Source organism: Rhodococcus sp. 05-2254-2, assembly GCF_002259095.1.
In the GTDB taxonomy this organism is placed as follows: Bacteria; Actinomycetota; Actinomycetes; order Mycobacteriales; family Mycobacteriaceae; genus Rhodococcoides.
This window is the reverse complement of record NZ_NOZJ01000017.1, coordinates 21,560-45,549: the sequence shown is the minus strand read 5'-3', so window position 1 is coordinate 45,549 and position 23,990 is coordinate 21,560. Positions and strand designations below refer to the sequence as shown.

Below are 23,990 nucleotides of genomic sequence, written 5' to 3'. Positions count from 1 at the left end.
GGGTTTGCGTCGGTAGCTCAGGGGCACTCTGCATCCCATGACCGACAACGAAAAATCAGTGGACACCACCGTCGACCCGGCGAAGCACTCGAAGGGTGTCGACGCCGATCTCGATCAGACCGGCGACGAGCGTGACGAGGCGATCGACGAATTCGACGGCCATCTGGACGGGTCGGGTGAGGATTCTTCGCTACCGACGCCCGAGCCGACCGACGTCGCCGACAAGTCGGATGAGAAGACCGTCACACGGTCCGAGTAGCTACTGGGCGCACAACCTGCCGAGCGCGAACTTGGCGACCGGCACGTACGGCAGAACCAGCGGCAGTGGGCCGTCGATCGTCAGCCACGCCCTGGTGCCGCTGGGGCGTGAGACCACGCCGTGCGTCAGGTCGACCCCGATGGCCTGGTTCTGGAACCACGCCGACCACGCCCACGTCCACGACTGCTCGTCGACCGAATGCACCCGGAAGTCGATCGGCACGCCCAACGGCCCCAGTACTCGGCCGGTGGTGTCGGCGTCCAGCCGCTCGCCGCGGTACTCGACGCCGATGATCTGCGGTGCCCAGGTTCTCCAGGCCGTCGGTTCCATGTAGCGCTCCCAGACCTCGGCGGCGGGGGCGTTACCGGTGGATTGCAGTGTCACTCGCATCTGTTCCACCTACCCGTTGGTAGCGATCCCCACACAGAAATTCCGCGAAGGTTCGGTCACCATCCATCGCCGCGCCGTCGGGCGGACTTGTCGCTGGGAAGACTGGTCGAGTGCGCATCGTCCAACTCGCCAACTTCTACGGACCGAGGTCCGGGGGATTGCGGACGGCCGTCGACCAGCTCGGATCGGGGTACGTCGCGAGCGGCCACGAGGTGATTCTGATCGTGCCGGGAGATCGACGGAGCGAGACGCTTCTGCCGTCGGGAGTGGTGCGCATCGAGGTGCCTGCACCGCAGATCCCGCTCACCGGTGGGTATCGAGTGGCCGACCCGCGCCGGGTGTCCTCGGTGGCAGCCGGACTGCGGCCCGACGTGATCGAGGTATCGGACCGTCTGACGCTGCGCGGCATGGGCGGCTGGGCAGCGCGTCGAGACGTACGGAGCGTGATGATCTCCCACGAACGCCTGGACCGACTGCTCGCCCAGACGATGCCGATGCGCTGCGCCCGTCCGTTGGCCGATCTGGCCAACCGGCGTACCGCCGAACAGTACGACGCCGTCGTGTGCACCACCGAGTTCGCGCAACAGGAGTTCGAGCGCATCGGCGTTCGGAACGTGCAACGGGTACCGCTCGGTGTGGATCTCGACCTCTTCCATCCGCGTCGCCGCATTGCCGGCGAACGGTCCGCATGGCTGGGCAGCGCCGACCGGCTGCTCGTGCACTGCGGCCGACTGTCGGTGGAGAAACACGTCGAGAGAAGCATCGATTCGCTTGCTGCACTCTGTGATTCGGGAATGCGGGCGCGGCTCGTCATCGCCGGCGACGGCCCCCGCCGAGCCGGCCTCGAACGACGCGCCCGCGGTCTACCCGTCGAATTCCTCGGGTTCGTCGACGGCAGAGCGGCCGTCGCAGCCCTGCTGGCTTCCGCGGACATCGCTCTCGCGCCGGGACCGCACGAGACATTCGGGCTCGCCGCGTTGGAATCGCTCGCCGCAGGTACGCCCGTCGTCGTCTCCGAGACCTCGGCGCTGGCGCAGATCGTCACCCCGCACTGCGGTGGATCCTCCGAGAACACCGCAGACGGATTCGCCGCCGAGATAGAACGAGTACTCGAATTGCCGGTCGACGGCCGCCGCATCGCCGCCAGGTTGCGCGCCGAACAGTTCGGATGGCCCGCGTCGGTGTCCGGAATGCTCTCCGTCCTGGGCGGTCGCGCAGCGTGAGATCTTCGCTACCCTGATGACATGGAGGCAAGGGATCTACGAGTGTCCGATGCCGAACGCGAGCACGTCGGAGAGCTGCTGCAGCGCGCCGTGGGCCAGGGCATGCTCTCGCTCGGTGAGTTCACCGAGCGAATGGACACCGCATTGGCGTCGAAGACCCGCGGTGAACTGAACTCTGTTCTCGCCGACCTGCCCGGGATGCAGATCGCCGAGGAACATCGCCCGGCACCGAGATCCTTCGCCGCGCCCACCCCGCAACCGACCCCGCGCCGCGTCGTTCAGGAGCACTGGGGGCACGGCAGCGGCGCGTCGGACACACTGCGCGGCACCATGTCCACCATCACCCGCAAGGGCCCGTGGAACGTGCCGTCGAACCTGCGCCTCGCCACCCGCATGTCCACGGTGACACTCGACTTCACCCAGGCAGTCATGTCCACCCAGGTGGTCGAAATACACGTCGACGACTACTGCAGCACCGTGACCCTGATCGTGCCGACCGAGGCGACCGTCGATCTCAACGGTGTCGACACGGTGGCGGGCAGCGCCACCAACAAGGTCCGCACCGGCCCGCCGTACGGGCCACTGCACCTCGTGGTCTCGGGCAAGGTCCGCCTGGGCTCGGTGACCGCCAAGCATCCGTTCGGTAGCTCGTTCCGCCGCATGTTCGGCTAGAGAGGCGCTTCTACTCGAGGAATCCGAGTAGCACTACTCACGCTTTTCGGCCGCGACGGTCGCAGGATCGAACCCATGACTTCTTCCCAGAACTCCGGGCTGGATCCGCAACTCGTCGCGCGACTGTCCAGCCGCTTCGATTCCCTGGGCGACCACATGCGCCAGGTGGCCGTCGATCTGCAGACACTGCAGTCGCAACTCGGTGCCGCGGGTGCCGCTCCTCGTCAGGCCCCTGCTCCAGCCCCTGCCGTTCCGCCGCCGGTGGCGCCACCGTCGTTGCCCCCGCAGCCCTACGGTCAGCCGTTCGGCCAAGCTGTCCGTCAGCCGATGGGACAGCAGATGGTTCGGCCCCAGCCTGCCCCGCCCTACCCCACGCCGCCGAGGGGACCGGTCGTCGCACCCAGGCCCCCGGCTCCACCGCGGGAACCGTGGTGGCAGCGTGACGGTGTCATCAGCCGCCTGCTGGCTGTCGCCGGCGCAGGCGTCACTCTCGTCGGTGTCGTGATGCTGCTCGTTCTCGCCGCCCAGGCCGGGTGGTTCGGCCCTCCGCTGAGGGTCGCGGCGGGCGCAGTGTTCTCACTCGCGCTGATCGGTGCGGGCGTCCGTGTCTTCGGTCGCTCGGGTGGACGCGTCGGCGGGATCTCCCTCGCCGCCACCGGCATCGCGGGCCTGTATCTCGATGTACTCGCGACATCCGTCCTGTACGGCTGGCTCGATCCCGTGCTCGGTCTGATCACCGCATTCGGAATTGCCGCAGCCGGAACGGCACTCGCAGTGCAGTGGAAGTCGCAGCCGATGGCGGTGCTGATCCTCGCCGGTGTCGCAGTGTGCGGACCGGTGCTGACCGACGGCCTGACCCTGACCTTGATCGCGTTCCTCGTCGCCACCTACGTCTCGAGTTTCCCGGCGCAGATCGGTCGGAATTGGCAACTTCTGCAGGCCGTTCGGACCGTACCGCTCGTCGGCGCGGTACTGGCTGCCATCGCGAGTGCCGATCTGTCCGGATCCACCGGCGACCTCCGGCTGTTCCTGGTCGTCGTGGCGGTAGCCCTCCTCGGCATCGGCACGTCATTGGAGTTGTTGCGCCGCAACGTCTCCGATGTGGTCGCCACCGTGATGATCGCTCTCACGTCTCTGCCCGTGCTGGTCTCCGCCGACGTTTTCGATCGCGGGGCCACCGTCGCCCTCCAGTTGGTTCTTGCTGCTGCGGCTCTGGCGATCGTGATTCTGGTGAACTGGTTGCCGGGGCACGCTCGCATCACCGTCGCGGTGGTCGGAGCCCTGGCGACGCTGCAGGCCGCAGTCGAGTCGACGACCCTCGAGATTCGCCCGGTCGTGATGTTCGCAGTCGCCTCGGCTCTGATCGCGGTGGCCCACAGCACCCGCTCGACTCTCGCATACTCGATCGGCAGCGGATTCGGCGTGATCGGTACGTTGATGTTCGTCTCGGTCAGCCCGCCGCAGGCGCTGCTCGACTCCGATCTAGCCGTCGGCAGTGTCGGTATCTCTCTCGGTGGAATCCTCCTCGCTGCAACGGCACTCGCTTTCGTCTACGTGCTGGCCGAACTGAAACTGGTCGACGACGGACTGCAGACCCTCGGCATCGTCTCCGGCGTACTTGCCCTGTACGGCTTGACGACGGCAACGGTGACCCTCGGCATCGGAATCGGCGGCGAAACAACAGGATTCACCGCAGGCCACACCGCGGCAACCATCGAGTGGATGATCGCAGCCTTCGCGCTACTGGCCTTCGGGCTGCGCAGCGTCACCCACGCTCATCTGGCCCTGCTGGCCGGACTGTCCTTGACCGCCGCAGCCATCGCGAAACTGTTTCTGTTCGACCTCGTCGCTCTGGACGGACTCTTCCGAGTCATCGCCTTCATCGCCGTGGGATTGCTGCTCCTGATCGCCGGTACCCGATACGCAAAGGTGTTCGCGGACCGAGAAAGTGCGGCAGTTTCCCGCTGATCCCCCTGCTGCGTCAATGGACCACTGCATGCGTCTCGACGGTGCAGTGGTTCATTGACGCGGTGCGGGGGTGGGGTCAGGAGTTCTCGGGAGTTGTTTCGCCCCAATCACATCGGGGTCAGCGTGAACGGTTGCGCTCGCGCGCGAGTAGTTCACTGACGCTGAGAACGTGTCCGTTCTCCCCGCCGCGATGACGACCGCTGTCGCCGCCCTCGGTGGTCGGTGCGGCCCGACGGCCCGACGGCTTCTCGGACGGTGTCTCGCTCGACGCGGACCCGTTGCTGCCGTTGCGTTCGGTGCCGTTGCGTTCGGACTCGACGTTGCTGTGCCCGTTGCGTTCGGAACCGTTCTGCGGCGAGCTGTTCTCGTCGTCACCGCTGTGGTCCGAGCCGTTCGCGGTCGAACCGTTGTGGTTCGTACCGTTGTGGTTCGTACCGTTCGCGGTCGAGCCGTTGCGCGGTGTGCTCGGGGGCGGTGATGCGCTGGGTGCTCGCAGGTCGGCGAGCCAGCTCTCGATGGAACGCGAATCCGGTTCCTCCGCGCGAGGTGCGCGAGCAGCACGGGTTCGGCTCGGCGGCTCGACGGTCGGACGCGGTGCGCTCGGTGCACGAGGCGGCTCCGCCGACGGGGGAGCAGCCACCGGGTTGACCGGCGGTGCGGGCCGGACGATCTCTGCTGCCTGGGTCGGCTCCGGCTCGACGGTCGGGCGCGGTGCCACCGGCCGGCTCGGGGCGGGCCGAGCAGCGGGTCGGTCCTGCGGAGCAGCCTGGGCCCGGGGAGGAGTCTGGGCCTGGGTAGGAGTCTGGCCCTGGGGAGGAGTCGGGCGCGCAGCCGGTGCCGGAGGTGTGGTCGGTGCCGCACGGGTCGGCTCCGGTGGGGTTGCCGGACGTCCCGTCACACTGCGTCGGGATTCTTCCTTCGCGGCGTGGGTCGCCCGAATGGGACCCCCACCATGCGGTGCGACCACCGGAATGGGCTCGGTGAGCGGCTCGTTGCGGCGCGGTGCCGGGCGCATCGGCGGCGCGACGGTACTCGACGGTGCACCGCCTGCGAGCGCGAGCTCGGGCACGTCTTCCATGGGGAGAAGCTCGTCCTCGAGGATGGTCTCGCCGAGTCCGAGTTTCTGCTGGATTCGCTTCATCCATTGAGGGGCCCACCAGCAGTCGTCGCCGAGCAGTTTCATCGTGGCGGGCACGAGGAACATGCGGATGAGGGTGGCGTCGATGATGAGGGCGGCGATCATGCCGTAGGCGATGTACTTCATCATCACCAGGTCGGAGAACGCGAACGCTCCGGTGACGACGATGAGGATCAGGGCCGCGGCGGTGATGATGCGTCCGGTATGCGAGGTTCCGATGCGGATGGCTTCGCTTGTGCTGGCACCCTTTTCGCGTGCTTCGACCATCCGGGAGAGCAGGAACACCTCGTAGTCCGTGGACAAGCCGAACACAATCGAGATGATCAGCACCAGCACCGGAGCCATGATCGGACCAGGGGTGAAATTCATCAGCCCCGCCCCGTTGCCGTCGATGAATATCCACGTCAATATGCCCATGGTGGCACCGAGGCCCAGGACGGTCATGAGCACCGCCTTGATCGGCAACACCAACGATCCGAACGTCAGGAACATCAACAGCGTCACGATGAACACCACGAGCACGGCCATCAACGGCAGCTTGTCGATGAGTGCACTGATGGAGTCCTGCTCGATGGCAGGCGTACCGCCGACGAGAACCGACGCTCCCTCTGGCACGTCGATACTGCGCAGGAAGTCGATGGCGGGCTTGGAGTCGTTGCGATCGACCAGTCCGGCCTTGAAGACGATGATGCCGTCCTTGCTGGCCCCGTTGGGAGTGAACTGCTCGATCAATCCCGGCGCATTGTTGGCCTGGTTGGTGATCGCTGCGAGGTTGGGCCCCTGTGCGTTGCTGATCACCAGCTTGATCGGCTCGGTGCGCTGGCCGGGGAAGAGCGAATCGAACTCGGCCTGCGCCTCGCGGGTCACGTTGTCCGGAGGCAGATAGGTCTCGTTGATACCGCCGAACTTGATGTTGCCGACGGGCAGCGTCAGGAGCACCAGGCCGAGCACGATGGGCACGGTGACCTTGACGGGGTTGCGCATCACCCAGCGGGTGAGGCGGCCCCACATGCCGTTCTCGATCTCCTCGCTCGACTTGGTCTTGCGCATGAACTTCAGACCGAGCGCGTCGACGCGAGGGCCGAGAATGGCGAGCATCGCGGGCAGGATCGTGATGGCCGTCAGGGCGGCGAGCGCGACGGTGGCGATCGAACCGTAGGCGACCGATTTGAGGAAGCCCTGCGGGAACAGCAACAGACCACCGAGGGACGCGACGATCATCGTCGCCGAGAACACCACGGTGCGACCGGCCGTCATGACGGTCCGGCGCACGGCCTGTGGCGTCGAGTAGCCGTCGCCGAGTTCTTCTCGGAATCTCGAGACGATGAACAATCCGTAGTCGATCGCCAAGCCGAGGCCGACGAGCGAGACCACGGGCGCGACGAACGAGTTGACCTCGGTGAAGTTGGTGAACACCTTCACGATGCCGTTGGCACCGACGACCGTCAGGCCACCGATGATCAGCGGAAGAGCGGCGGCTACGACGCCGCCGAAGATGAAGAACAGCAGTACTGCCACGGCAGGGATGGCGAGGATCTCCATGCGCTGGATGTCGCCGGCCATCGTCGACTGCAATGCCCCCGCGACGGCCTGCAGGCCTGTCACCTGCACGTCCACGCCGTCGATGTAGAAGACATCCTTGACGGCCTGGAAGTTGTTGGTCAGTTCGGTGTCGTTGGCTCCGGCGATGGCGATGCTGGCGATGGCGTGCTGTTTGTCGGTGGTGCCGAGTGCAGCGAGGTTGGGCGCGCCCGTCCCGGGAAAGTACGTGCCGTTGATCTTCTCTATCTGGTCCGGATGGTCGGCAACCAGAGAGTTCAAGTTGTCGGTGATCGCCGACTGGAACGCCGGATCATCGATGGTCGAGCCCTCGGGAGCGGTGTAGAGGACGATGACGTCGCCCTGCTTGTCGCGACCGAAGGTCGTGTCTGCCAGACGGGCAGCCTCAGCCGATTCCGACGTCGGATCGTCCCAACCGCTCTGACTGAGATGGCTGTTGAGATCGAGACCGTAGGCGGCGAAGCCCAGCAGTCCGGCCACCATGACACCGATAACGGTGTACCGCAGCCGGTAGACGATGTCTCCCCATCTGGCGAACACTTAAGAAACTCCTTGGCGCCCGACGAGCAGGGCGGACAGCGGTCGGAAGGGCTGCAGCCACGCGCCCTCGTCGGGGAGCGAATCGAGACTCACCCGAGGCAGTGGCTCACGGAAGACGCCCGGGATGTCCTCGAGGTCGAGGAATTCCAGGATGTCCGACGTGACAGCCCAGCTTGCGTGCTCCCGGAATCCCAGTACCTGTACGGGCACTCCGGTCGCTGCGATGGCCTCCAGCGGCCCCTTGAACGCTTGACCGTCGGCGGACGCGACCATGACACCGGCAAGGCCGCCGTCACGGTTGCGGAAGTCGATGTGGTCGAGCATGTCTGCGTCGACGTCACTGTCTTCGTCGACCTTGGGCTTGGCGAACACCGCGAATCCCACGTTACGCAATGCTTCGACCCAGGGTCGGACCACATCTGCGCTGCCGGGGGCGATGTTGGTGAACACCGTGGCCTCGGGTTCGAGCGTCGCGGTGCCCGAGGCGGAGAGTTCGGCGGTGCGGCTGAGCAGCCATCGGCCCAGGGCATCGAAGCGCGGACGGTAGGCGGCGGTGGGTCGGCCACCCAGAATTGCGCCCAGTCCCATGTCCAGGTTCGGGGCATCCCAGACCAGCAGGACGCGTTTGCTGTGGCGCGTTTCACCGATGGCACCGAGTTCTGAGGGGTCGACCACGGTGTCGGGCATGTCCGTACTGACGCTCATGCTGTCTTCTTTCCCCAGATCAATTCCGTCACCGAGCTACCGACCAGCTGTGCTTTGCCCTCGAACTTGGTCACCGGTCGCTCGTGTGTCATGGGCGATTCCCAATCGAGAACGGTCAGACCGGGCTCGGCGTTCCCGGCCTCGGCAATCCACTCAGCGTATTCGGCATGATCGGTTGCCACGTGCAGAACGCCACCGGGCTTCAACCGATCCGCGATCATCGCGAAAGTCGGCCCCTGCAGCAGCCGACGCTTGTGGTGCCGAACCTTGGGCCACGGGTCGGGGAAGAAGACACGGACGCCGGTCAGCGACTGCGAGGACAGCATGTTCTCGAGCACGTCCATCGCGTCACCGCGCAGCAATCGAACGTTCTCGATGCCTTCTCGTTCGATCTGCTGCAGTGTCTGCGCCAGGCCGGGGCGGTAGACCTCGACGGCCATGAGGTTGACGTGCGGCTCGGCCGAGGCCATCGCCGTGGTGGCCGTGCCGGTACCCGAGCCGATCTCGAGGATCGCCGGGCCGCTGCGCCCGAACCAGGCGTCGATGTCGATCTGCTCGTCGGCGACGTCGCGGCCGATGCGCGGCCACAGGCTGTCCCAGGTGGTCTGCTGCGCCTCGGTCAGCGCTCCGCGCCGAGAGCGGAAACTCGTCACGCGTGGGTAGAGTCGTGAGCCCCGTTCCTGGGTCTGCACGGCGTTCTCCTCGGTGTCGACAGAGGTGTCCTGGGGCTCGTTCACCGGTCCATTGTCGCGCATCGACGGGGCGTGTGACAGGTGGGTCTCGAGTTGAAGTTGAGACTTGCCGTCCAACCGCTGATCAGCGGTGGGACGCACCCGACTAATTACAACGATGCAATTCGTTTCGATCGGCTCGCGAGCGCCCGCATGTGCCAGAATCGGTGCCGCAGCAGGGGGCTGTGCGTCGCGTCCGGAAAGTGGCGGCGGGATCGTTCTGGGGGAATCGATCATGGATGTCGCCGAGGCCGGTCTGGGCCTGTTGCGTGACCGGGTCGCGTCGACCGACGCACGCGAGGCCGTCGAAAACGCCGTCCACGATCGCCTGCTGCCGCTGACCGCACGGGTGACCGGCCGCGCCGGCGTCGGGAAATCCGCTGTTCTCGCCGTTCTCGAGTCGGTGCCGCTCGACGCCGACGGCCTCGATGTCCGATGGCGCGAGGGCAGGACGGACAACAGCGAGGGCGAAGTGCTCGTCCACGTGATCGCGGGAGCGGTGTCGCCGGTCGACATGGCATTGCTGAGTTCGAGGCCGAGGGGTGTGCTGGACGGGACCGTCGTCGTGCTGACGAAGGCGGACACACTCGACGATCCCGCAGCAGACGCAGCAGCGGCCTCGCAGCAGCTGGGGCGGACGGTGTTGCCGGTGATGGGAGCGACCGCGGCGGGCATGCGGGGAGTGGGCCGAGCCGGCGCGCCTCTGGACATGGCCGACGTACGAGCCGTTGCGGCGGCCGATCTGCGCCCGACCGATCTGATGACCGTCGATCGGTTTCGCGCCGTCGACATCGAGGTGTCGACGCGTCGCAGAGAAGCTCTGATCGAATGCATCGAACTGCGTGGTCTCGCCCTGCTGGTCGACGTACTGCGGCAGCGACCCGCCGTGTCCGACGGCGATGCGGTGCGCATGCTGGCCGACGCCACCGGGGCCGATGCCCTGATCGCCGCGGTCTCCACGGCCGTGTCGGCGGCCGCAGCGGCTCGGGACGCCGAGCTGCATCGCAGCATGCAACAGATCTCCGCCGGCCATCGGCGTGTTCGTGCCGCTGTCGAGTCGTACCTGGCCTCGGACGAGGCGGTGGCTGCCGAAATGCGCTGTGCAGCTCTACGTCTGGGGGTGCCGATCGAGACCGGTTCGGAGCAGGTCGCGTCGGAGCAGGCGGTGCTGTGGAAGAGGCGGGCGGCCGAAGCCGTCGACCCCGACGTACGTCGCGCCGCACTCGCACTGTGCCGAGGCCACGTACGAATGCTGCGCCGGTGATCCCGCTGTCGGAGGACATGAAAAGTGTTCTACGACGCTGGAATTCCGGTGCCCTGGACGAAATCGAGCGCGCCAGGGTCAGTCGACCTGCCGGGGTTCACCTCACCGGTACTGCAGGGTCGGGCAAGTCCGAACTGCGCCGTGAGCTGTCCCGGCTCGTCGGTTCCGCCATCGAATTCACGGATTCGGTGGCCGATGCGGCGGTCGTGATGATCGTCGTCGACGCGTCGGCCCCGGTGGGTCGCGTCGAGGTCGAGCAGTGGCGAGCAGCCCTCGAATCCACACCGGTCGTGTTCGTGGTGAACAAGATCGACGTGCATCGGCACTGGCGTGAGGTGGTTTCTGCCGACACCGATGTCGTTGCCGAGTGCGTCCCACGGGCGGTGGAGTGCACGTTCCATCCGATTTCGGTTCGGTTGGCGCGGATGGGCCGGGAGAGCGGTGACGCTGCGATGTCCGCGGAGTCGGGTCTCGGAGCAGTGGCGGACCGGCTCGGCGTTGTACTGCTGCAGACCGCGGCTCTCGGAACCGAGCGTAAATATGCTGCGGCAGTGCAGGACTGCGCATCCGGAGCCAGAGCGTCGATCGTGGCGAGAGCGCGCGCGGTGACCGGCGGTAGTGATACGGCCGAACTCCGTGCGCGGCGAGCCGAGCTCGTCGGCGAACGGGACAATCTCGGTGGTGATCGACGGGCGCTGCTGCACAATCGAATTCAACGAGTACGCGTGGAGTCCGTCCATACCGCCGCCGAAGACTTTCGAGCTCTGACCGCCGAGGTCAAGCGCACGATCGACGGAGCCGGGCGTGCCGAACTCACTCACCTTCCAGCGCACGTCGCCGAGTCTGCGCGCGGTGCTCGGAATCGAGCCGACGCGGCGCTCACGGCCCGATTGCGGGCGGTGGAGACCGAGCTCGGGCTCACGCCGCGGCAGGCGGAGTCGGTCGCGGACGCCCCGCTCGATATCGGGGAGCCGTCCCGGCGCCGGGGCGTCGAGGATGTCGTCATGATCGTGGTCGGCGCGTCGGCGGGGGTGGGACTCGGGCGGCTGGTGGTGTCGCCGATGGCGCTGGTGCCGGCCTGGGCGGTTGCCAACACCGTGATCACTCTCGTCCTCGGTGGTGCGCTCGCCTGGTGGATCACGCGCTCGAGGTCGTTGGTGGCCGACCGCGCCCACCTGCGCGGTTGGACGCAGGAAACGGTGGCTCGGGTGAAATCGTCGGTGGAGCAGCGGTTGCTCTCGCGGATTCTCGACGCCGAGTCGATGCTCGCGGCCGCTGTCGCGAGTGCGGACCGGGACGCAGTGGCCCGCATCGACGTCGCACTGGCCGAGGTGGACGCCGAGCTGCGTCGGCTCGCCGACCACCGATCGGCGCTGTTGTCTGCCTGCGATCGCGATCTGTCTGCGCTGGAGCGGGGCCTCGAGCGATTTCGTGGATCGGTCCCTCTTTCTTCCACGCACGGGGAACCGTTCGACGAGCCGGTGCGTCGGAGTCAGTAGGTGCAGTGTCGGTTCGTCAGGTTGGTTGGTCGAGTGAGGAGCGTCGATGATCGCGGTGGATGGCTTCGCAGCAGGGGATTTCCTCACCGAGGAGGTCGAGCCCCACGAGGTCGACGATCCGGGCGCGCCCACGGTCTCGACGGACCTGTTCGATCTCGACGGCGACGGCCACTACGAGACCACCGTGCGGCATACCGACGCCGGGATGACGGTGGCGACCGACGTCGACGGGGACGGTGTGACAGACAAGTTCACGGCCTTCGGACGTGACGGGCAATACCGAACCTGGGAGATTTTTCGAGAAGCGAACGGTATCGGACGGGGTGAAATGACCGAATCGGGCGAGCTCTAGCGCGTGTGTACAGGCCCGGCATCGCCGCTGGTGGGGGCCTTCTTGCACGGAACTTTCCCTATCTGAATCGGTCTTGTGACCAATCGGACAACACCCTGTTTCTGGATTCACGTCGCTCGGCGTTAACCTGATGAACAGGACATCCGGCGCTCGGTCCTCGGCTTGCTGTACGCGGTAACATGGTGTACTGCAGCTCGAACGGCCGAGCAGCGCCCCGCCGAGAGGGGAAAACCGAGATTCATTCGCGCGTAGTCGCCCACAGCGACCGTGCGGATTCTTCCCGGTTCCGGCTAACCCCAGGAGAGTTAGATGACCTCAGCGACCATTCCCGGTTTGAGCGGCACCGACAATGTGCCGACTCGACACAAAGAACTGCTTGCCTGGGTTGCTCAGGTAGCCGAACTGACAGAACCGGACTCCGTGGTGTTCGCTGACGGATCCGACGCCGAATGGGAGCGCCTGACCGGCAAGCTGGTCGAGGCCGGCACCTTCACTCGTCTCAACGAGGAGAAGAAGCCCAACTCGTTCCTCGGCAACTCCGATCCGTCGGACGTCGCTCGCGTGGAGTCACGCACCTACATCTGTTCCAAGGAAGAGATCGACGCCGGTCCCACCAACAACTGGATGGAACCGTCCGAGATGCGGACGCTGATGACCGATCTCTACCGCGGTTGCATGCGTGGACGCACCATGTACGTGGTGCCGTTCTGCATGGGCCCGCTCGACGCGGCCGACCCCAAGCTGGGCGTCGAGCTCACCGACTCCGAGTACGTGGTCGTGTCGATGCGCGTGATGACCCGCATGGGCCAGGCTGCGCTCGACCAGATCGGCGACGACGGCTTCTACGTCAAGGCGCTGCACTCGCTCGGCGCTCCGCTCGCCGAGGGCCAGGCCGATGTGCCGTGGCCGTGCAACGACACCAAATACATCACGCACTTCCCCGAGGATCGCGAGATCTGGAGCTACGGATCCGGCTACGGCGGCAACGCTCTGCTGGGCAAGAAGTGCTACTCGCTGCGTATCGCATCGGCGATGGCCCACGACGAGGGCTGGCTCGCCGAGCACATGCTGATCCTCAAGCTGATCTCTCCCGAGGACAAGGCGTACTACATCGCCGCGGCGTTCCCGTCCGCGTGCGGCAAGACCAACCTCGCGATGATTCAGCCGACCATCCCGGGCTGGCGCGCTGAGACCATCGGCGACGACATCGCGTGGATGCGCTTCGGTGAGGACGGTCGTCTCTACGCCGTCAACCCCGAATACGGCTTCTTCGGCGTTGCGCCGGGCACCAACTGGGACTCGAACCCCAACGCGATGAAGACCATCGACCAGGGCAACTCGGTGTTCACCAACGTCGGCATGACCGACGACGGCGACGTGTGGTGGGAGGGCCTCGAAGGCAAGCCCGATCACCTCATCGACTGGAAGGGCAACGACTGGACGCCCGAGTCCGGAACCGATGCCGCGCACCCGAACTCGCGCTACTGCGTGCCGATGGCCCAGTGCCCGTCGATGGCTCCCGAGTGGGACGACCCGCAGGGCGTACCGATCTCGGCGATCCTGTTCGGTGGACGTCGCAAGACCACCGTTCCGCTGGTGACCGAGGCTCGCGACTGGCAGCACGGCGTGTTCATGGGAGCCACCGTCGGCTCCGAGCAGACCGCTGCTGCCGAGGGCACCGTCGGAACCGTCCGACGCGACCCGATGGCCATGTTGCCGTTCCTCGGCTACAACGTGGGCGACTACTTCCAGCACTGGATCGACCTGGGCAAGAACGCCGACGAGTCGAAGCTGCCGAAGGTGTTCTACGTCAACTGGTTCCGCCGCGGCGACGACAAGCGCTTCCTGTGGCCCGGATTCGGTGAGAACTCGCGTGTGCTCAAGTGGATCGTCGAGCGCATCGAGCACAAGGCCGCAGGCGTCGAGACACCGATCGGTGTGGTCCCCACCGCCGAGGCACTCGACATCGACGGACTCGACACCACCGTCGAGGACGTGGCCGAGGCGCTCGCGGTGAACTCCGACGAATGGAAGGCCGAAATCCCGTTGATCCAGGAATGGTTCGACTTCGTCGGCGAGAAACTGCCCACCGGAATTCAGGACGAATTCGACGCCCTCAAGCAGCGCCTGGGCGCGTAGTATTCACGACACAGAACGGGGCTCACCGAGGGGTGGGCCCCGTTCTGGCTGTGTGGGTATGCCCCGTTCAGACGGTGAGCGCGGCTGCCCCGGCCAGCGTTCCGAGTCCACCCAATGCGGCCGGGACCACCTGCAGGCCATCGAGGAATTTCAGACGCGCATGTAGCGCGATCGACTCCTGAATCGGATTCCACAGCGGCGGGCCGGCCTGGGCGAAGCCACCACCGATCACCACCATCCGTACGTCCACCAGGGCGACGGCCGACGCGATCGCCTGGCCCAGTGCCACTCCGGCGCGCTGCAACGAGGTGATGGCGACCGGCTCCCCGGCGGCCGCATCGGCTGCCAATTCGGTTCCGGTGCTGCCGGTCCACCCCAGCTCGCGCGCCCACCGCACCGCCGACGGACCACTCGAGACGGTTTCCACGCATCCGATTCCGCCACACGCGCAGGGCGTCGTGGAACCGGGGACGACGATGTGTCCGATGTGCCCGGCGTTGCCGCTGGCACCGGCGACGATCTGCCCGCCCAGCACCAACCCGCCGCCGATGCCGGTCGACACCACCAGACTCAGCACGTCCGGAACTCCTACGGCGGCACCGAAGCGGTGCTCACCCAGTGCCGCTGCGCTGCCGTCCATCGCGAGGCGGATGTCGGCTTCGGGGAAGAGTTCGGCGAGGTGATCGCGCAGCCCGAAGCCGTTCTTCCACTCGTCGATGTTGATCGGTGCAACCGACCCGGTCTCGAGATTCACCGGACCGGAGCAGGCGACGCCGATCCGGGTGACAGTGGCGGGTTCGGCCGTGTTCCGAAGCAGTTCGGCACAGGCGTCCCAGACATCGGACTCGGGAGTCGGCACCGTGACCGGATTCTCCGGCCGCCCGTCGTCGCCGACGAGTGCCGCCGTCATCTTGGTGCCGCCGATGTCGAGTGCGAGTGCCGTCATCGTTCCAGGCTAGGTGTTCGGTTTCAGAACGAGGACGAGGTTGCTGCCGAGGAATTCTCGTAGTACTGGAACTCGCATCATCCACCATGCCCAGCGGGGATGGTAGCGGGGGAATGCGGCCAGCAGCGTGGCGTTGGGAGTGCTTCGTGCCCAACGCAATCCGTCTGCGGCGCTGATGTCGAACAGGGATTCGCCGAATCGATTCTTCGGTTCGTGACCGGTGGTACGGGCGTAGCGGCGGGCCGCGTACTCGCCGCCGAGGTAATGCCAGGGCCGGGTCTCGTGGCCGCCGAACGGACCGAACCAGATGGTGTACGAGAGCACCGTCAACCCGCCGGGCCTGGTGACCCGCAGCATCTCCTCGGCCATGGTCCACGGTTCGCGGACGTGCTCGGCGACGTTCGACGAGAAGCAGATGTCGACACTGTTGTCGCGGAACGGCAGTGCCATCCCGGAGCCGCGCACCGAACCGGGTATCTGCAGTCCCGCCGCATGCATCTCGGACGCATCGGGCTCGACGGGCAGGTAGCGCGCGCAGCTGGCCCCGAAGACCTCGGCGAAGTATCCGGGCCCGCCGCCTACGTCCAACACGGTCGCCGCGGACATGTCTGTGCCGGTCAGGCCCCGATACAGATCGCCGATCAGCTCCACGGAATCGCGGGCCAGTGCGCCGTAGAAGATGTCGGGAGCGCTCTGCTCATGTCCGAAGTCCTTCAGCAGACTCACCGAGCGACGCAGTGTCGCGCGAGAGGCGAACAAACGTGTCACGGCGGAAGTCACGAAGACGAACCCTAGCGGTTAGTGTGGCAACGGTAATCGACGGCGGTCGTGAAACGAACATGCGGAAATTGGGTGAAGCGGGCTGTGCGCGAGGTTCTGTTGCTGTGCTGGCGCGATACCGGGCACCCGCAGGGCGGCGGCAGCGAGCGATACCTCGAGCAGGTGGGCGCAGGTCTGGCTCGACGCGGCGTCCGCGTCACGCTGAGGACGGCGTCGTACCCCGGAGCTCCCGCCGAGGAGATCGTCGACGGCATTCGCATCAGTCGCGGTGGTGGACGCCTGTCGGTGTATCCCCGCGCACTGGCCGCCATCGCGGCCGGGCGGCTGGGTTTCGGCCCGCTCAAGGGCATCGCACCCGACGCGGTGATCGACACCCAGAACGGCATTCCCTTCTTCTCCCGTGCTGCGTTCGGCGTTCCGGTGACGCTGCTGGTGCACCACTGCCACCGGGAGCAATGGCCGGTCGCGGGGCCGATGATGGCCAAGCTCGGCTGGTGGCTCGAATCGACTGTGTCTCCGCGGGTACACCGCCGCAATCAGTACCTGACGGTGTCGTTGCCGTCCGCCGACGAGTTGGTCGCACTGGGCGTCGACCGCGAGCGCATCGCCGTGGTGCGCAACGGAGCCGACGAGATTCCCCGGTCGGTGCCCGAGGGTGACGAGAGCACCCGCACCGCGCACCCGTCGCTGACCGTGCTGTCCCGGTTGGTTCCGCACAAGCAGATCGAGGACGCGCTCGACGCCGTTGCTGCGCTGCGCGGACGGATCCCCGATATCCACCTCGACGTCATCGGCGGCGGTTGGTGGGAGCAGAACCTCCGCGATTACGTGAGCGAACTGGGCATCGAGCAGTACGTCACCTTCCACGGGCACGTGGACGAGGACCGCAAGCACGCGCTGCTCGGTCGGTCCTGGGTGCACGTCATGCCCTCCCGCAAGGAGGGATGGGGGCTCGCGGTCGTCGAGGCAGCGCAGCACGGCGTGCCGACCGTCGGCTACCGAAGTTCCAAGGGCCTCACCGATTCCATCATCGACGGCGTCACCGGCGTGCTGGTGGGCGGGCTTTCGGATGGTGAAGAGGACCGGGACGTCTCCGGTCTGACCGCTGCCGTCTCGGAGCTGCTGCAGGACGCCGAAGCCCGAACTCGCCTGGGCGAGAAGGCGCGAGTGCGCGCGGGGGAGTTCTCCTGGGAGCAGTGCGCCGACGGTGTGTACTCGGTGCTCGCCGCCACGACGCATGGCACGTGGTCGTCAGGTCTGGTGGGTGCGCAGCACTCGGACTCGGCTCAGCAGTCCTACCGCTAGTCCGCCGAGAAGTAGCAGTGCCCATGCGAGGTGGGCAACGACGACGGCTGCCACTGGCCTGCTTTCTGTGAGCACGGGAGCTGGTACTCGGTAGAGCGTGAGCTGGTCGTCGGAGTAGACGATGGCCAGTGAATTCAGTGTTTGCTCGGATCTGCCGAGTTCGCCGGGGGTGGCGTTCTCCACCAGTACCCAGCCGACACCCAGCTCTGCGACGACGTCCACGGGTTCGCCTGCGAGCAGCGCATTCTGGACCTCCGTCGCGCGCACCCCCTCACCGCGCACCGTGCCGCCCGCGACGATGAGCTCGCCGGTCTGCAACACATCCAGTGGCAGCATGCGCGGCGCGGGATCGAGAACGGGAGCACTGTCGCTGTAGGGAAAGAGGCGGAACATCCCGGCCGGTAGCACCGCGACATCGCCGTCGCCGCCCTGCAATTCGGCTGCGACCGCCTGCCAGGACTCCGGGTACACCACGGGCCGCATCGAGTTCCCGACGCCCCAGCCCAGGTCGGGTAGTGCGATCAGCAGGGCCGCTATTGCCACGGCACTGCCGAATCGGGTGCGTTGGACCGCGCTCAGCGCGGCTGGCTGCACCCGATTCGGTCGACGACGGGGAGAAAACGCGGCCGCCGCGGCCAGAGAGTAGATCGGCATCGCCAGCGCGACCCACTTCTGGGAGTCCCTGAGCAGGCCGGCACCGGGCACCGTCTCGCCCAGCGCGCGGGCCATCGCCAACCCTGGTCCCGTCGCTGCCAGCGCGGGCGCTGCGATGGCAAGCAACGCGACGACAGCGAGTCCCACGATCACCGGATTTCTTCGACGCCTGATCAGCGGGCGCACTCCCAACGCGACCACGGTCAGCAGCAGCGCCGTGCCCACGAACGCGAAAGACCCTGTGCGAGAATCGGGTACCGCATCGGAGTTCCAGATTCCGCCCAGACCGGCGAGGCTGCCGAGGGTGCCCAAGCCCGGCTCGGCGCGCGCCGCGAACGCCGCCCAACCCGCCGGATCTGCCTGCTCGACGCCACTGCCGGACACGGCCGTCGCCACCAGCCACGGTGCCGACGCCACCGCCGCCATTCCGAGGGCACCGACCACGCGCAGGCCGCGTCGGGCACCCCCGGGGAGGGCGAGGACCACCAGGGCGATGGTCGCGGCGAGCAACGCGCCGGTGGGGGTGAGCCCGGCAGCGGCGAGACAGACCCCGAGTGCCCACCAGGAACGGCCCTCTCTGACCGCGAGTGCAGCGACCACCGTCCACGGCAGAGTGGCGTATCCGACGAGCAGGCTCCAGTGTCCCTGCAGCAGTCGTTCGGCGACGTACGGGTTCCACACGGCCACCGTCGACGCCACGAGCAGCGCGGGCAGTGGGGCTGTCGGCAGTACCGTTCGTGCCATGACCGCCGCACCCCACCCGGTCAGCCACAGCGCGAGCAGCAGAATGGTCTTGACCACGAGTCCGCCGTCGAACACCGTCGACAGCGCGGCGATCGCGGCGTCCTGCGGGACGGCCCGCGCAGCCGTGTCGGCGATTCCCCAGGCGGAGTCGGTGAAGTAGGAACGGGGAGTGCTGACGGCGTCGCGCAGCAGGAGGTAACCGGGGCCGAGCAGCGGGCCGACAATCACCACCGCGAGCAGCAGGCTGTAGAGCGGCGGTGTCCACCTCGACCTCGACCACGCCATGATCGGCACCCTATACCGTGGGCACATGTCTTTCCGCGCCTCGTCCGAGGCAGACCACACGGCGGGTGCGTCGGTCGCCGGGATGGGGATGGTGACGGCCGGTTCGATGTTCGCGAACGTCGCGGCGTACCTGCTGCAGGTACTTGCGAGCCGGATGCTCGGCGTCGAGGGCTACGGAGAATTCGCGAGTCTGCTTGCTGCGCAATTGGTTCTCGCGGTTCCGGCGTTGGCGTTGCAGTCCGTCGTTGCGCGTGAAGTGGTGCGCGGGCGCAGTTCTCGCGAATTGCGAACTGTCGGGTACCGGTGTGCGGCGGTGGTGGGGGTGCTCGCTCTTGGACTGGCACCCGCGCTGTCCGCGGCCATGGACGTCTCGATGACGGCGACCGTGTCGGCGGTCATCGCTGCGCCGGTATTGGTGCTGCTGGCCGCCGAGCAGGGGTTGCTGCAGGGGCGTGGGCGATTCGGAGCCCTGAGTATCGTGCTGGCCGCAGCAGGATTCGGCAAGGTGGCACCGGCGGTGCTGGTGTTGTTGCTCGGCGGTGGTCCCGGTTCGGTTCTGTTGGCCACAGCCGCGGGTATCGGTGTGGTGGCACTCGGTGCGCGATGGACGGCCGGGGTGCCGGTGAACTCGGTTGCGGAAACGAAGGTCACCGTTCTGGCCGTGCTGCAGGCGTCACAGGTGCAGTTGGTGTTGATCGCGATGTCCGCGTTGGATCTGGTGCTGGCGCGCACGCTGCTCAGCTCCAACGAAGCCGGGCTGTACGCCGTCGGGGCCGTTGCGTCCAAGGCGGCGTTCTGGTTACCGCAGGCCGTCGGCGTGGTGCTGTATCCGCGGATGGCGAACCCGCTGCATTCTGCGTCCGCTGTGCGATCGGCGCTGGCCGTCGTCGCGGGGCTCGGTACCGTCCTGGTGATCGGCGGTGCGCTGGCGTCTCCGCTGTTGCCGTTGGTGGTGGGCGATACGTATTCCGGTGTGCAGGAATATGTCTGGCTGTTCGTGCTGCAGGGTGCGTGCCTGGCCGTGCTGCAGAGCGCACTGCTGTGGGCCATCGCGGGCGAACGCACCCACCTCGCTCTCGTCGCCTGGTTCGCCCTCGCCGTCGAGGTGTTGCTGTTGCTGTTCGTGGCGTCGACACTCGCGCAGTTCGTCGTCGTCGCGGCCGTCACCGCCGCGGTGACAATGGTGGTGGTGTGTGGGTTGGCGCTGTGGGGAGGAGGCGTCGGTCGGCAGAGGCTCGGATCCCGCTGATGGAATCGGCTCTCACGGCGGAGCTGTCATGGCATTGTCGTGACATCGAGGTACATGCCGCGGCCAGTTGTCGGATTCGGCACATACCCGAACTCCGCGAAGCTCTCGTCTGTGAAGGGCAGCTCGATTGCTCTCGCGCCGGCGTTGGCGAGAGTGTGTGTGATCGAGTGCAGGAGCTGCGTCGCCACCGACCCACGGGTGCCGGGCACCACTTCGAGAACATCGATACACGCGGTGGTGTCGTCGACCCACCTCGCGGCGGCGTGTCCTACGAACGGCCGCACCTCGCGGTTGTCGAGGTACGCCTGCAGCCAGCACGCGAGTACACCGGACTTCAGTGCTTCTCGGGCGGTGCCGATGTTCAAGCCGGTTTCGGCGAGCCAAGAGCCTGACGTGTCATGGCGAGGCACCGCTGCCACCCGATGTTGGCGACTTCCGCTCATCTCGGTGATCGGCCACGAGATGTGAATAGCACCGTCGGCTTCTCGGGTGCGTTGTCCCCATACCAACAAACCTGTTCGCAGATCCTCCTGCCAACTCGAAAGACAGACGGCCACAATGGAATCAGGCGTATTCAGCGGCGGGCCGGAAAAGTCGTCCTCCGACTGGGGAAGCCGCAACGTTATCGCGAATGTATTCGGGTTCTTCGCCCAACGAAAATAGACGCGGGCCTGGTCCTGCTCGACGTGGACGCGGATGGGGCGAAACTTGGTGTCGACTCGTCCGCGAACCCGCACCCTCCGAATCAGATTCTGCGCGGTCGTGGACGCTGGCGTCGGGAGACTTCCTGTGTCATCACCGGTGATGTGCAGACGCCATGCGCCGTCGGCCTCGGTATTCGGGTCGCGGATGTCGGCGGTCTCGAAAAATGGACCCACGGCGCTGAGGTGCGCTGCCACAGCAGGTGATGTCGGGATGATCTTGCGGGCCGAATCGATCCCGTCCCATACCCGCTGGAAAGCGAAATTGTCCGGCGCAAGTGTCGGCTGACCGTCGGTATCGAGCAGCAGCACGTACACGCGCTGTGCGAACCTCATCAGCGTCGCCGGGTTCTTCGGTGGGTTGGGGGTACGCACCAATTCGTATGCATAATCGGCCCACCGCTCGCCGAGGAGTGCACGCGTCCAGGCCTCGGATTCTGGATCGGTCACCGAGTCCACCAGATTGGACCGTGCAGCTGTGCGGTCCTGGTACTCATCGGAGAACCCTTGGACGTGGATACGTAGAAGCAGCGGATTCCCCTCTGCCGGAAACGATCCCAGATCGCCGGCGTCCTGGTAGCTGTGCCGCATGTGTATTCGCAGACCTGGAACGGTAAGCGAGGGCCCTTCCACCGGGTGGTCGTCGATCGGCCAGCGGGGGTCGCGATGAGACAACGTGCGATCGGCGGCAATGTGCCGCAACAAGTCTCGATAGACCGCTATTTCGTCTGTGTACAACGAGGCGATGTAGCCAGTCATGGCGACGATATCGGGCACACCGTGCGATGGTGCGCCGTCGTAGTCAGTGGGCCGAGACATTCTTTCTGCGTATTGTCAGCATTCCGACACCGTAGACCATCGTCGCTGTGTGCGATACCGAGAGGTGCAATACCGTGCGGACCCAGATGATGGTCAAGGTGAGGCTGAACCAGTGAAGTCCGGCACCAATGACCTGGCGTAATCGGGTTCGGGTATCCAGCACGTAGCGATCTCCCACGCCACGTTCGCTCTGAGTTCGGCGGGACCGACCGGAAGGTCGTAGTGGGGTTGGTCCACCCGCGCTTCGTCCCAATCGAGCAACACACACCGGCCCTGTTTGTCGATGATCGCATTGCGCGCATGTGCGTCGCCGTGAACCACACATGTGGGGGACGGCGTTCGTGCCCTTCGCCAGGCATCGATTATCTGGTTGGCCAATTCGGTTGGCATAGCGGTCAAGTCGATATCGCCACCGACGAGGAGTTCGGGAAGATCGATCGAACTCGCCGACCCGGGGCGCTGCGGCCAGCCCTCGGTCACGGCGTGGACCGCGGCCAAGGCGTCCGCGATGCGGGGGTCTTTCGGTTCGGGGTGTGAACCTTCCACGTATTCGTAGACGTGCCAGCCGTCGACGTCCAGGTCGCCCGCCGACGACGGTATGAACACAGGTAGGTGGATGCCACATTCCTGGAGGTGGCGGAGAAGGTGCCACTCCCAGGACCGAGAATTCGGATTGCGACGTGAGTGTCGGATGACGACTCGGACGCCGTCGAGCTGCCCGGACCGGATGTCGTTTCGCGCACCACCGGACAACGGACCGTCGACTGCGAGACCCGGCCAACATGACCGCACCGATTCGGGGAGCATCACTGGTTTGGGTCCCGTCTCCAGATAAACCAGTGGCGTGGTTGCGTGCCCCCACGGGCACTCAACCACGCCACTGTCATCTGGGTCGTTCCGCAGGCTCCACTCCTGCGCGTAGCGCACTTACTCCTTGTTGAGGTTCGTCCTCGGAATCTCTTCCGTGCGATCCGTCGTCCAGTCGCGGTTGCTCGCGGGTGCGGGTGCTGCTCCGCCTGCGGGGTTCGGTCGCGGCGCGTTGTCGGCCCGGGCCGGCTGACGATGTCCGCCGTTTCCGCCGCCGCGCAGGAGCAGGACCACTCCGGCGATCAGCGAGATGACACCGAGAATTCCGGCGATGATCGGGACGGTGCGGCCGAAGAGCGAGAGTTGATCCTGGCCGTCCTTGGCCTGCTGGATCTGGTATTCGACGGTGTTCTCGTCGAACGTGATCGGTGCGTTGAGGACGTCGACCTCGGCGTTGCCCGCTTCACGTCCGTAGTACTGGTGAATCTGCTCTTCGCCCTTGACGACGACGCCGGTCTCGGGCTCGACCCACAGGGTGCGGGTGTTCTCGTACCAACGGGTCATCGTCACCGGCGCGGCTCCACCCTCGACACCCCAGGTGTCGGCGGGCAGGGTGACCTTGTTGGTCGGCAGGTTCACCACGGTCGACAGGTCGACCGGGCCGACGGTCTGCTGGTACTGGTACACCGGCGTGCCGTTGATCTCGGTTGCCTCGACGAAATCGATGTCCTTGGTCGCACGCGCGTTGACGTCGAAGTACGGGTAGCTCTTCTGCTCCGAGTTGAACGGGAACTTGTACTGCAGACCGGTGTGGGCCACCTCTTCGGCGGGCGCGTTGCCGGCAACCTGGATGGTGCCGATCGGGTTCTCGACGGGCATGGACGTCTTGCGGTCGATGGTGACGCGGTCGACGCTTGCGGTCAGCAGTCCGGTGTCGGCCTGCTTGTCGCTGCGACGCAGAGTCTGGCCCGCTTGCAGCGTCATGATGTCGGCGTCGGCGGGATCCTCGACGGTGACGAATCGCTGCGAGACGAGGGGAACGTTCTGGTCGACGACTGCGCGGCCGGCGGCGAGGGAAGTCGCATCGAGCACGCTGCCCTCACCGGTGGAGACGGTGGTGACCTCGAGATCCAGCGGCGTCTTCTCGAGTGCCGAAATGGTGTACGTGGGAATGAGAATGGCGGCGACCACCAGAAACGCGCCCAAGCCGATGAGTACGAGGGCAAGTATCCGGCTCGGCCCTGAGCGCTCCGCCATGCT

At 66.3% G+C, this 23,990-nt stretch carries 20 protein-coding genes; 10 read left to right on the top strand and 10 right to left on the bottom strand.

The window, feature by feature from the left end:
* Positions 1–37: 37 nt before the first annotated feature.
* A complete protein-coding gene (locus CH283_RS19590; protein ID WP_068049063.1) occupies positions 38–259 on the top strand; it encodes an autophagy-related protein 2 in 222 nt (73 codons plus the stop codon).
* On the opposite strand, the gene CH283_RS19585 is transcribed toward CH283_RS19590, so the two are convergent.
* Entirely contained in the window at positions 260–649 is a 390-nt protein-coding gene (locus CH283_RS19585; protein WP_068049094.1) for a MarR family transcriptional regulator, read from the bottom strand. It abuts the gene before it with no gap.
* Positions 650–759: 110 nt separating this feature from the next.
* Between CH283_RS19585 and CH283_RS19580 the strand changes: the two genes are divergently transcribed.
* From CH283_RS19580 to CH283_RS19570, 3 genes are all read left to right on the top strand, one after another.
* Positions 760–1,872, top strand: coding sequence for a glycosyltransferase (locus CH283_RS19580; RefSeq protein ID WP_068049066.1), 1,113 nt, complete (start codon positions 760–762; stop codon positions 1,870–1,872).
* A 21-nt stretch (positions 1,873–1,893) separates the two neighbouring features.
* Positions 1,894–2,544, top strand: coding sequence for a DUF1707 SHOCT-like domain-containing protein (locus tag CH283_RS19575; RefSeq protein WP_094639220.1), 651 nt, complete (start codon positions 1,894–1,896; stop codon positions 2,542–2,544).
* A gap of 75 nt (positions 2,545–2,619) precedes the next feature.
* Positions 2,620–4,512, top strand: a complete 1,893-nt coding sequence (locus CH283_RS19570; protein WP_176460171.1) for a DUF2339 domain-containing protein — start codon at positions 2,620–2,622, stop codon at positions 4,510–4,512.
* Positions 4,513–4,630: 118 nt separating this feature from the next.
* Here the strand turns inward: CH283_RS19570 and CH283_RS19565 are convergent, their stop codons facing one another.
* The 3 genes from CH283_RS19565 to trmB are packed head-to-tail and all read right to left on the bottom strand — an operon-like array spanning position 4,631 to position 9,210.
* On the bottom strand, positions 4,631–7,750 hold the full coding sequence (locus CH283_RS19565) for an MMPL family transporter (protein ID WP_094639219.1): 3,120 nt from the start codon (positions 7,748–7,750) through the stop codon (positions 4,631–4,633).
* Positions 7,751–8,455 (bottom strand): NYN domain-containing protein, encoded by a 705-nt coding sequence (locus tag CH283_RS19560; RefSeq protein WP_068049106.1) that lies wholly within the window; start codon positions 8,453–8,455, stop codon positions 7,751–7,753. It lies immediately after the preceding gene.
* Positions 8,452–9,210 (bottom strand): tRNA (guanosine(46)-N7)-methyltransferase TrmB, encoded by a 759-nt coding sequence (trmB, locus tag CH283_RS19555; protein WP_094639229.1) that lies wholly within the window; start codon positions 9,208–9,210, stop codon positions 8,452–8,454. The genes CH283_RS19560 and trmB overlap by 4 nt, the downstream gene beginning before the upstream one ends.
* A gap of 94 nt (positions 9,211–9,304) precedes the next feature.
* On the opposite strand from trmB, the gene CH283_RS19550 reads away from it, so the two are divergent.
* The 4 genes from CH283_RS19550 (at position 9,305) to CH283_RS19535 (ending at position 14,440) form a co-directional block, all read left to right on the top strand.
* Entirely contained in the window at positions 9,305–10,450 is a 1,146-nt protein-coding gene (locus CH283_RS19550; protein ID WP_141215203.1) for a hypothetical protein, read from the top strand.
* Complete coding sequence (locus CH283_RS19545) at positions 10,447–11,949, top strand: hypothetical protein (RefSeq protein ID WP_094639217.1); 1,503 nt, start codon at positions 10,447–10,449, stop codon at positions 11,947–11,949. Before CH283_RS19550 ends, CH283_RS19545 begins: the two co-directional genes overlap by 4 nt.
* A 46-nt stretch (positions 11,950–11,995) precedes the next feature.
* A complete protein-coding gene (locus tag CH283_RS19540; protein WP_094639216.1) occupies positions 11,996–12,301 on the top strand; it encodes a DUF6802 family protein in 306 nt (101 codons plus the stop codon).
* Positions 12,302–12,610: 309 nt separating this feature from the next.
* Complete coding sequence (locus CH283_RS19535) at positions 12,611–14,440, top strand: phosphoenolpyruvate carboxykinase (GTP) (protein WP_094639215.1); 1,830 nt, start codon at positions 12,611–12,613, stop codon at positions 14,438–14,440.
* A gap of 67 nt (positions 14,441–14,507) precedes the next feature.
* Here the strand turns inward: CH283_RS19535 and CH283_RS19530 are convergent, their stop codons facing one another.
* On the bottom strand, positions 14,508–15,386 hold the full coding sequence (locus CH283_RS19530) for an ROK family protein (RefSeq protein ID WP_094639214.1): 879 nt from the start codon (positions 15,384–15,386) through the stop codon (positions 14,508–14,510).
* Positions 15,387–15,395: 9 nt separating this feature from the next.
* On the bottom strand, positions 15,396–16,166 hold the full coding sequence (locus tag CH283_RS19525; RefSeq protein ID WP_231893765.1) for a class I SAM-dependent methyltransferase: 771 nt from the start codon (positions 16,164–16,166) through the stop codon (positions 15,396–15,398).
* An 84-nt stretch (positions 16,167–16,250) separates the two neighbouring features.
* On the opposite strand from CH283_RS19525, the gene CH283_RS19520 reads away from it, so the two are divergent.
* Positions 16,251–17,471, top strand: a complete 1,221-nt coding sequence (locus CH283_RS19520; RefSeq protein ID WP_094639228.1) for a glycosyltransferase family 4 protein — start codon at positions 16,251–16,253, stop codon at positions 17,469–17,471.
* Here CH283_RS19520 and CH283_RS19515 read toward each other — a convergent pair.
* Positions 17,418–19,154, bottom strand: coding sequence for a hypothetical protein (locus CH283_RS19515; protein ID WP_094639213.1), 1,737 nt, complete (start codon positions 19,152–19,154; stop codon positions 17,418–17,420). The two genes, CH283_RS19520 and CH283_RS19515, sit on opposite strands and share 54 nt — an antisense overlap.
* 25 nt (positions 19,155–19,179) lie before the next feature.
* Here CH283_RS19515 and CH283_RS19510 point away from each other — a divergent pair, with 25 nt between their 5' ends.
* Positions 19,180–20,403 carry a polysaccharide biosynthesis protein gene (locus tag CH283_RS19510; protein WP_176460172.1) on the top strand — a complete coding sequence of 408 codons (1,224 nt, stop codon included), beginning with the start codon at positions 19,180–19,182 and terminating at the stop codon, positions 20,401–20,403.
* A gap of 26 nt (positions 20,404–20,429) precedes the next feature.
* Here CH283_RS19510 and CH283_RS19505 read toward each other — a convergent pair whose 3' ends face one another.
* The 3 genes from CH283_RS19505 to CH283_RS19495 all read right to left on the bottom strand — a co-directional run bounded on the left by CH283_RS19505 (position 20,430) and on the right by CH283_RS19495 (position 23,987).
* On the bottom strand, positions 20,430–21,923 hold the full coding sequence (locus CH283_RS19505; protein ID WP_094639212.1) for a hypothetical protein: 1,494 nt from the start codon (positions 21,921–21,923) through the stop codon (positions 20,430–20,432).
* A gap of 93 nt (positions 21,924–22,016) precedes the next feature.
* A complete protein-coding gene (locus CH283_RS19500) occupies positions 22,017–22,730 on the bottom strand; it encodes a phosphotransferase enzyme family protein (RefSeq protein WP_094639211.1) in 714 nt (237 codons plus the stop codon).
* A 120-nt stretch (positions 22,731–22,850) separates the two neighbouring features.
* Positions 22,851–23,987 (bottom strand): DUF3068 domain-containing protein, encoded by a 1,137-nt coding sequence (locus CH283_RS19495; RefSeq protein WP_094639210.1) that lies wholly within the window; start codon positions 23,985–23,987, stop codon positions 22,851–22,853.
* Positions 23,988–23,990: the final 3 nt, after the last annotated feature.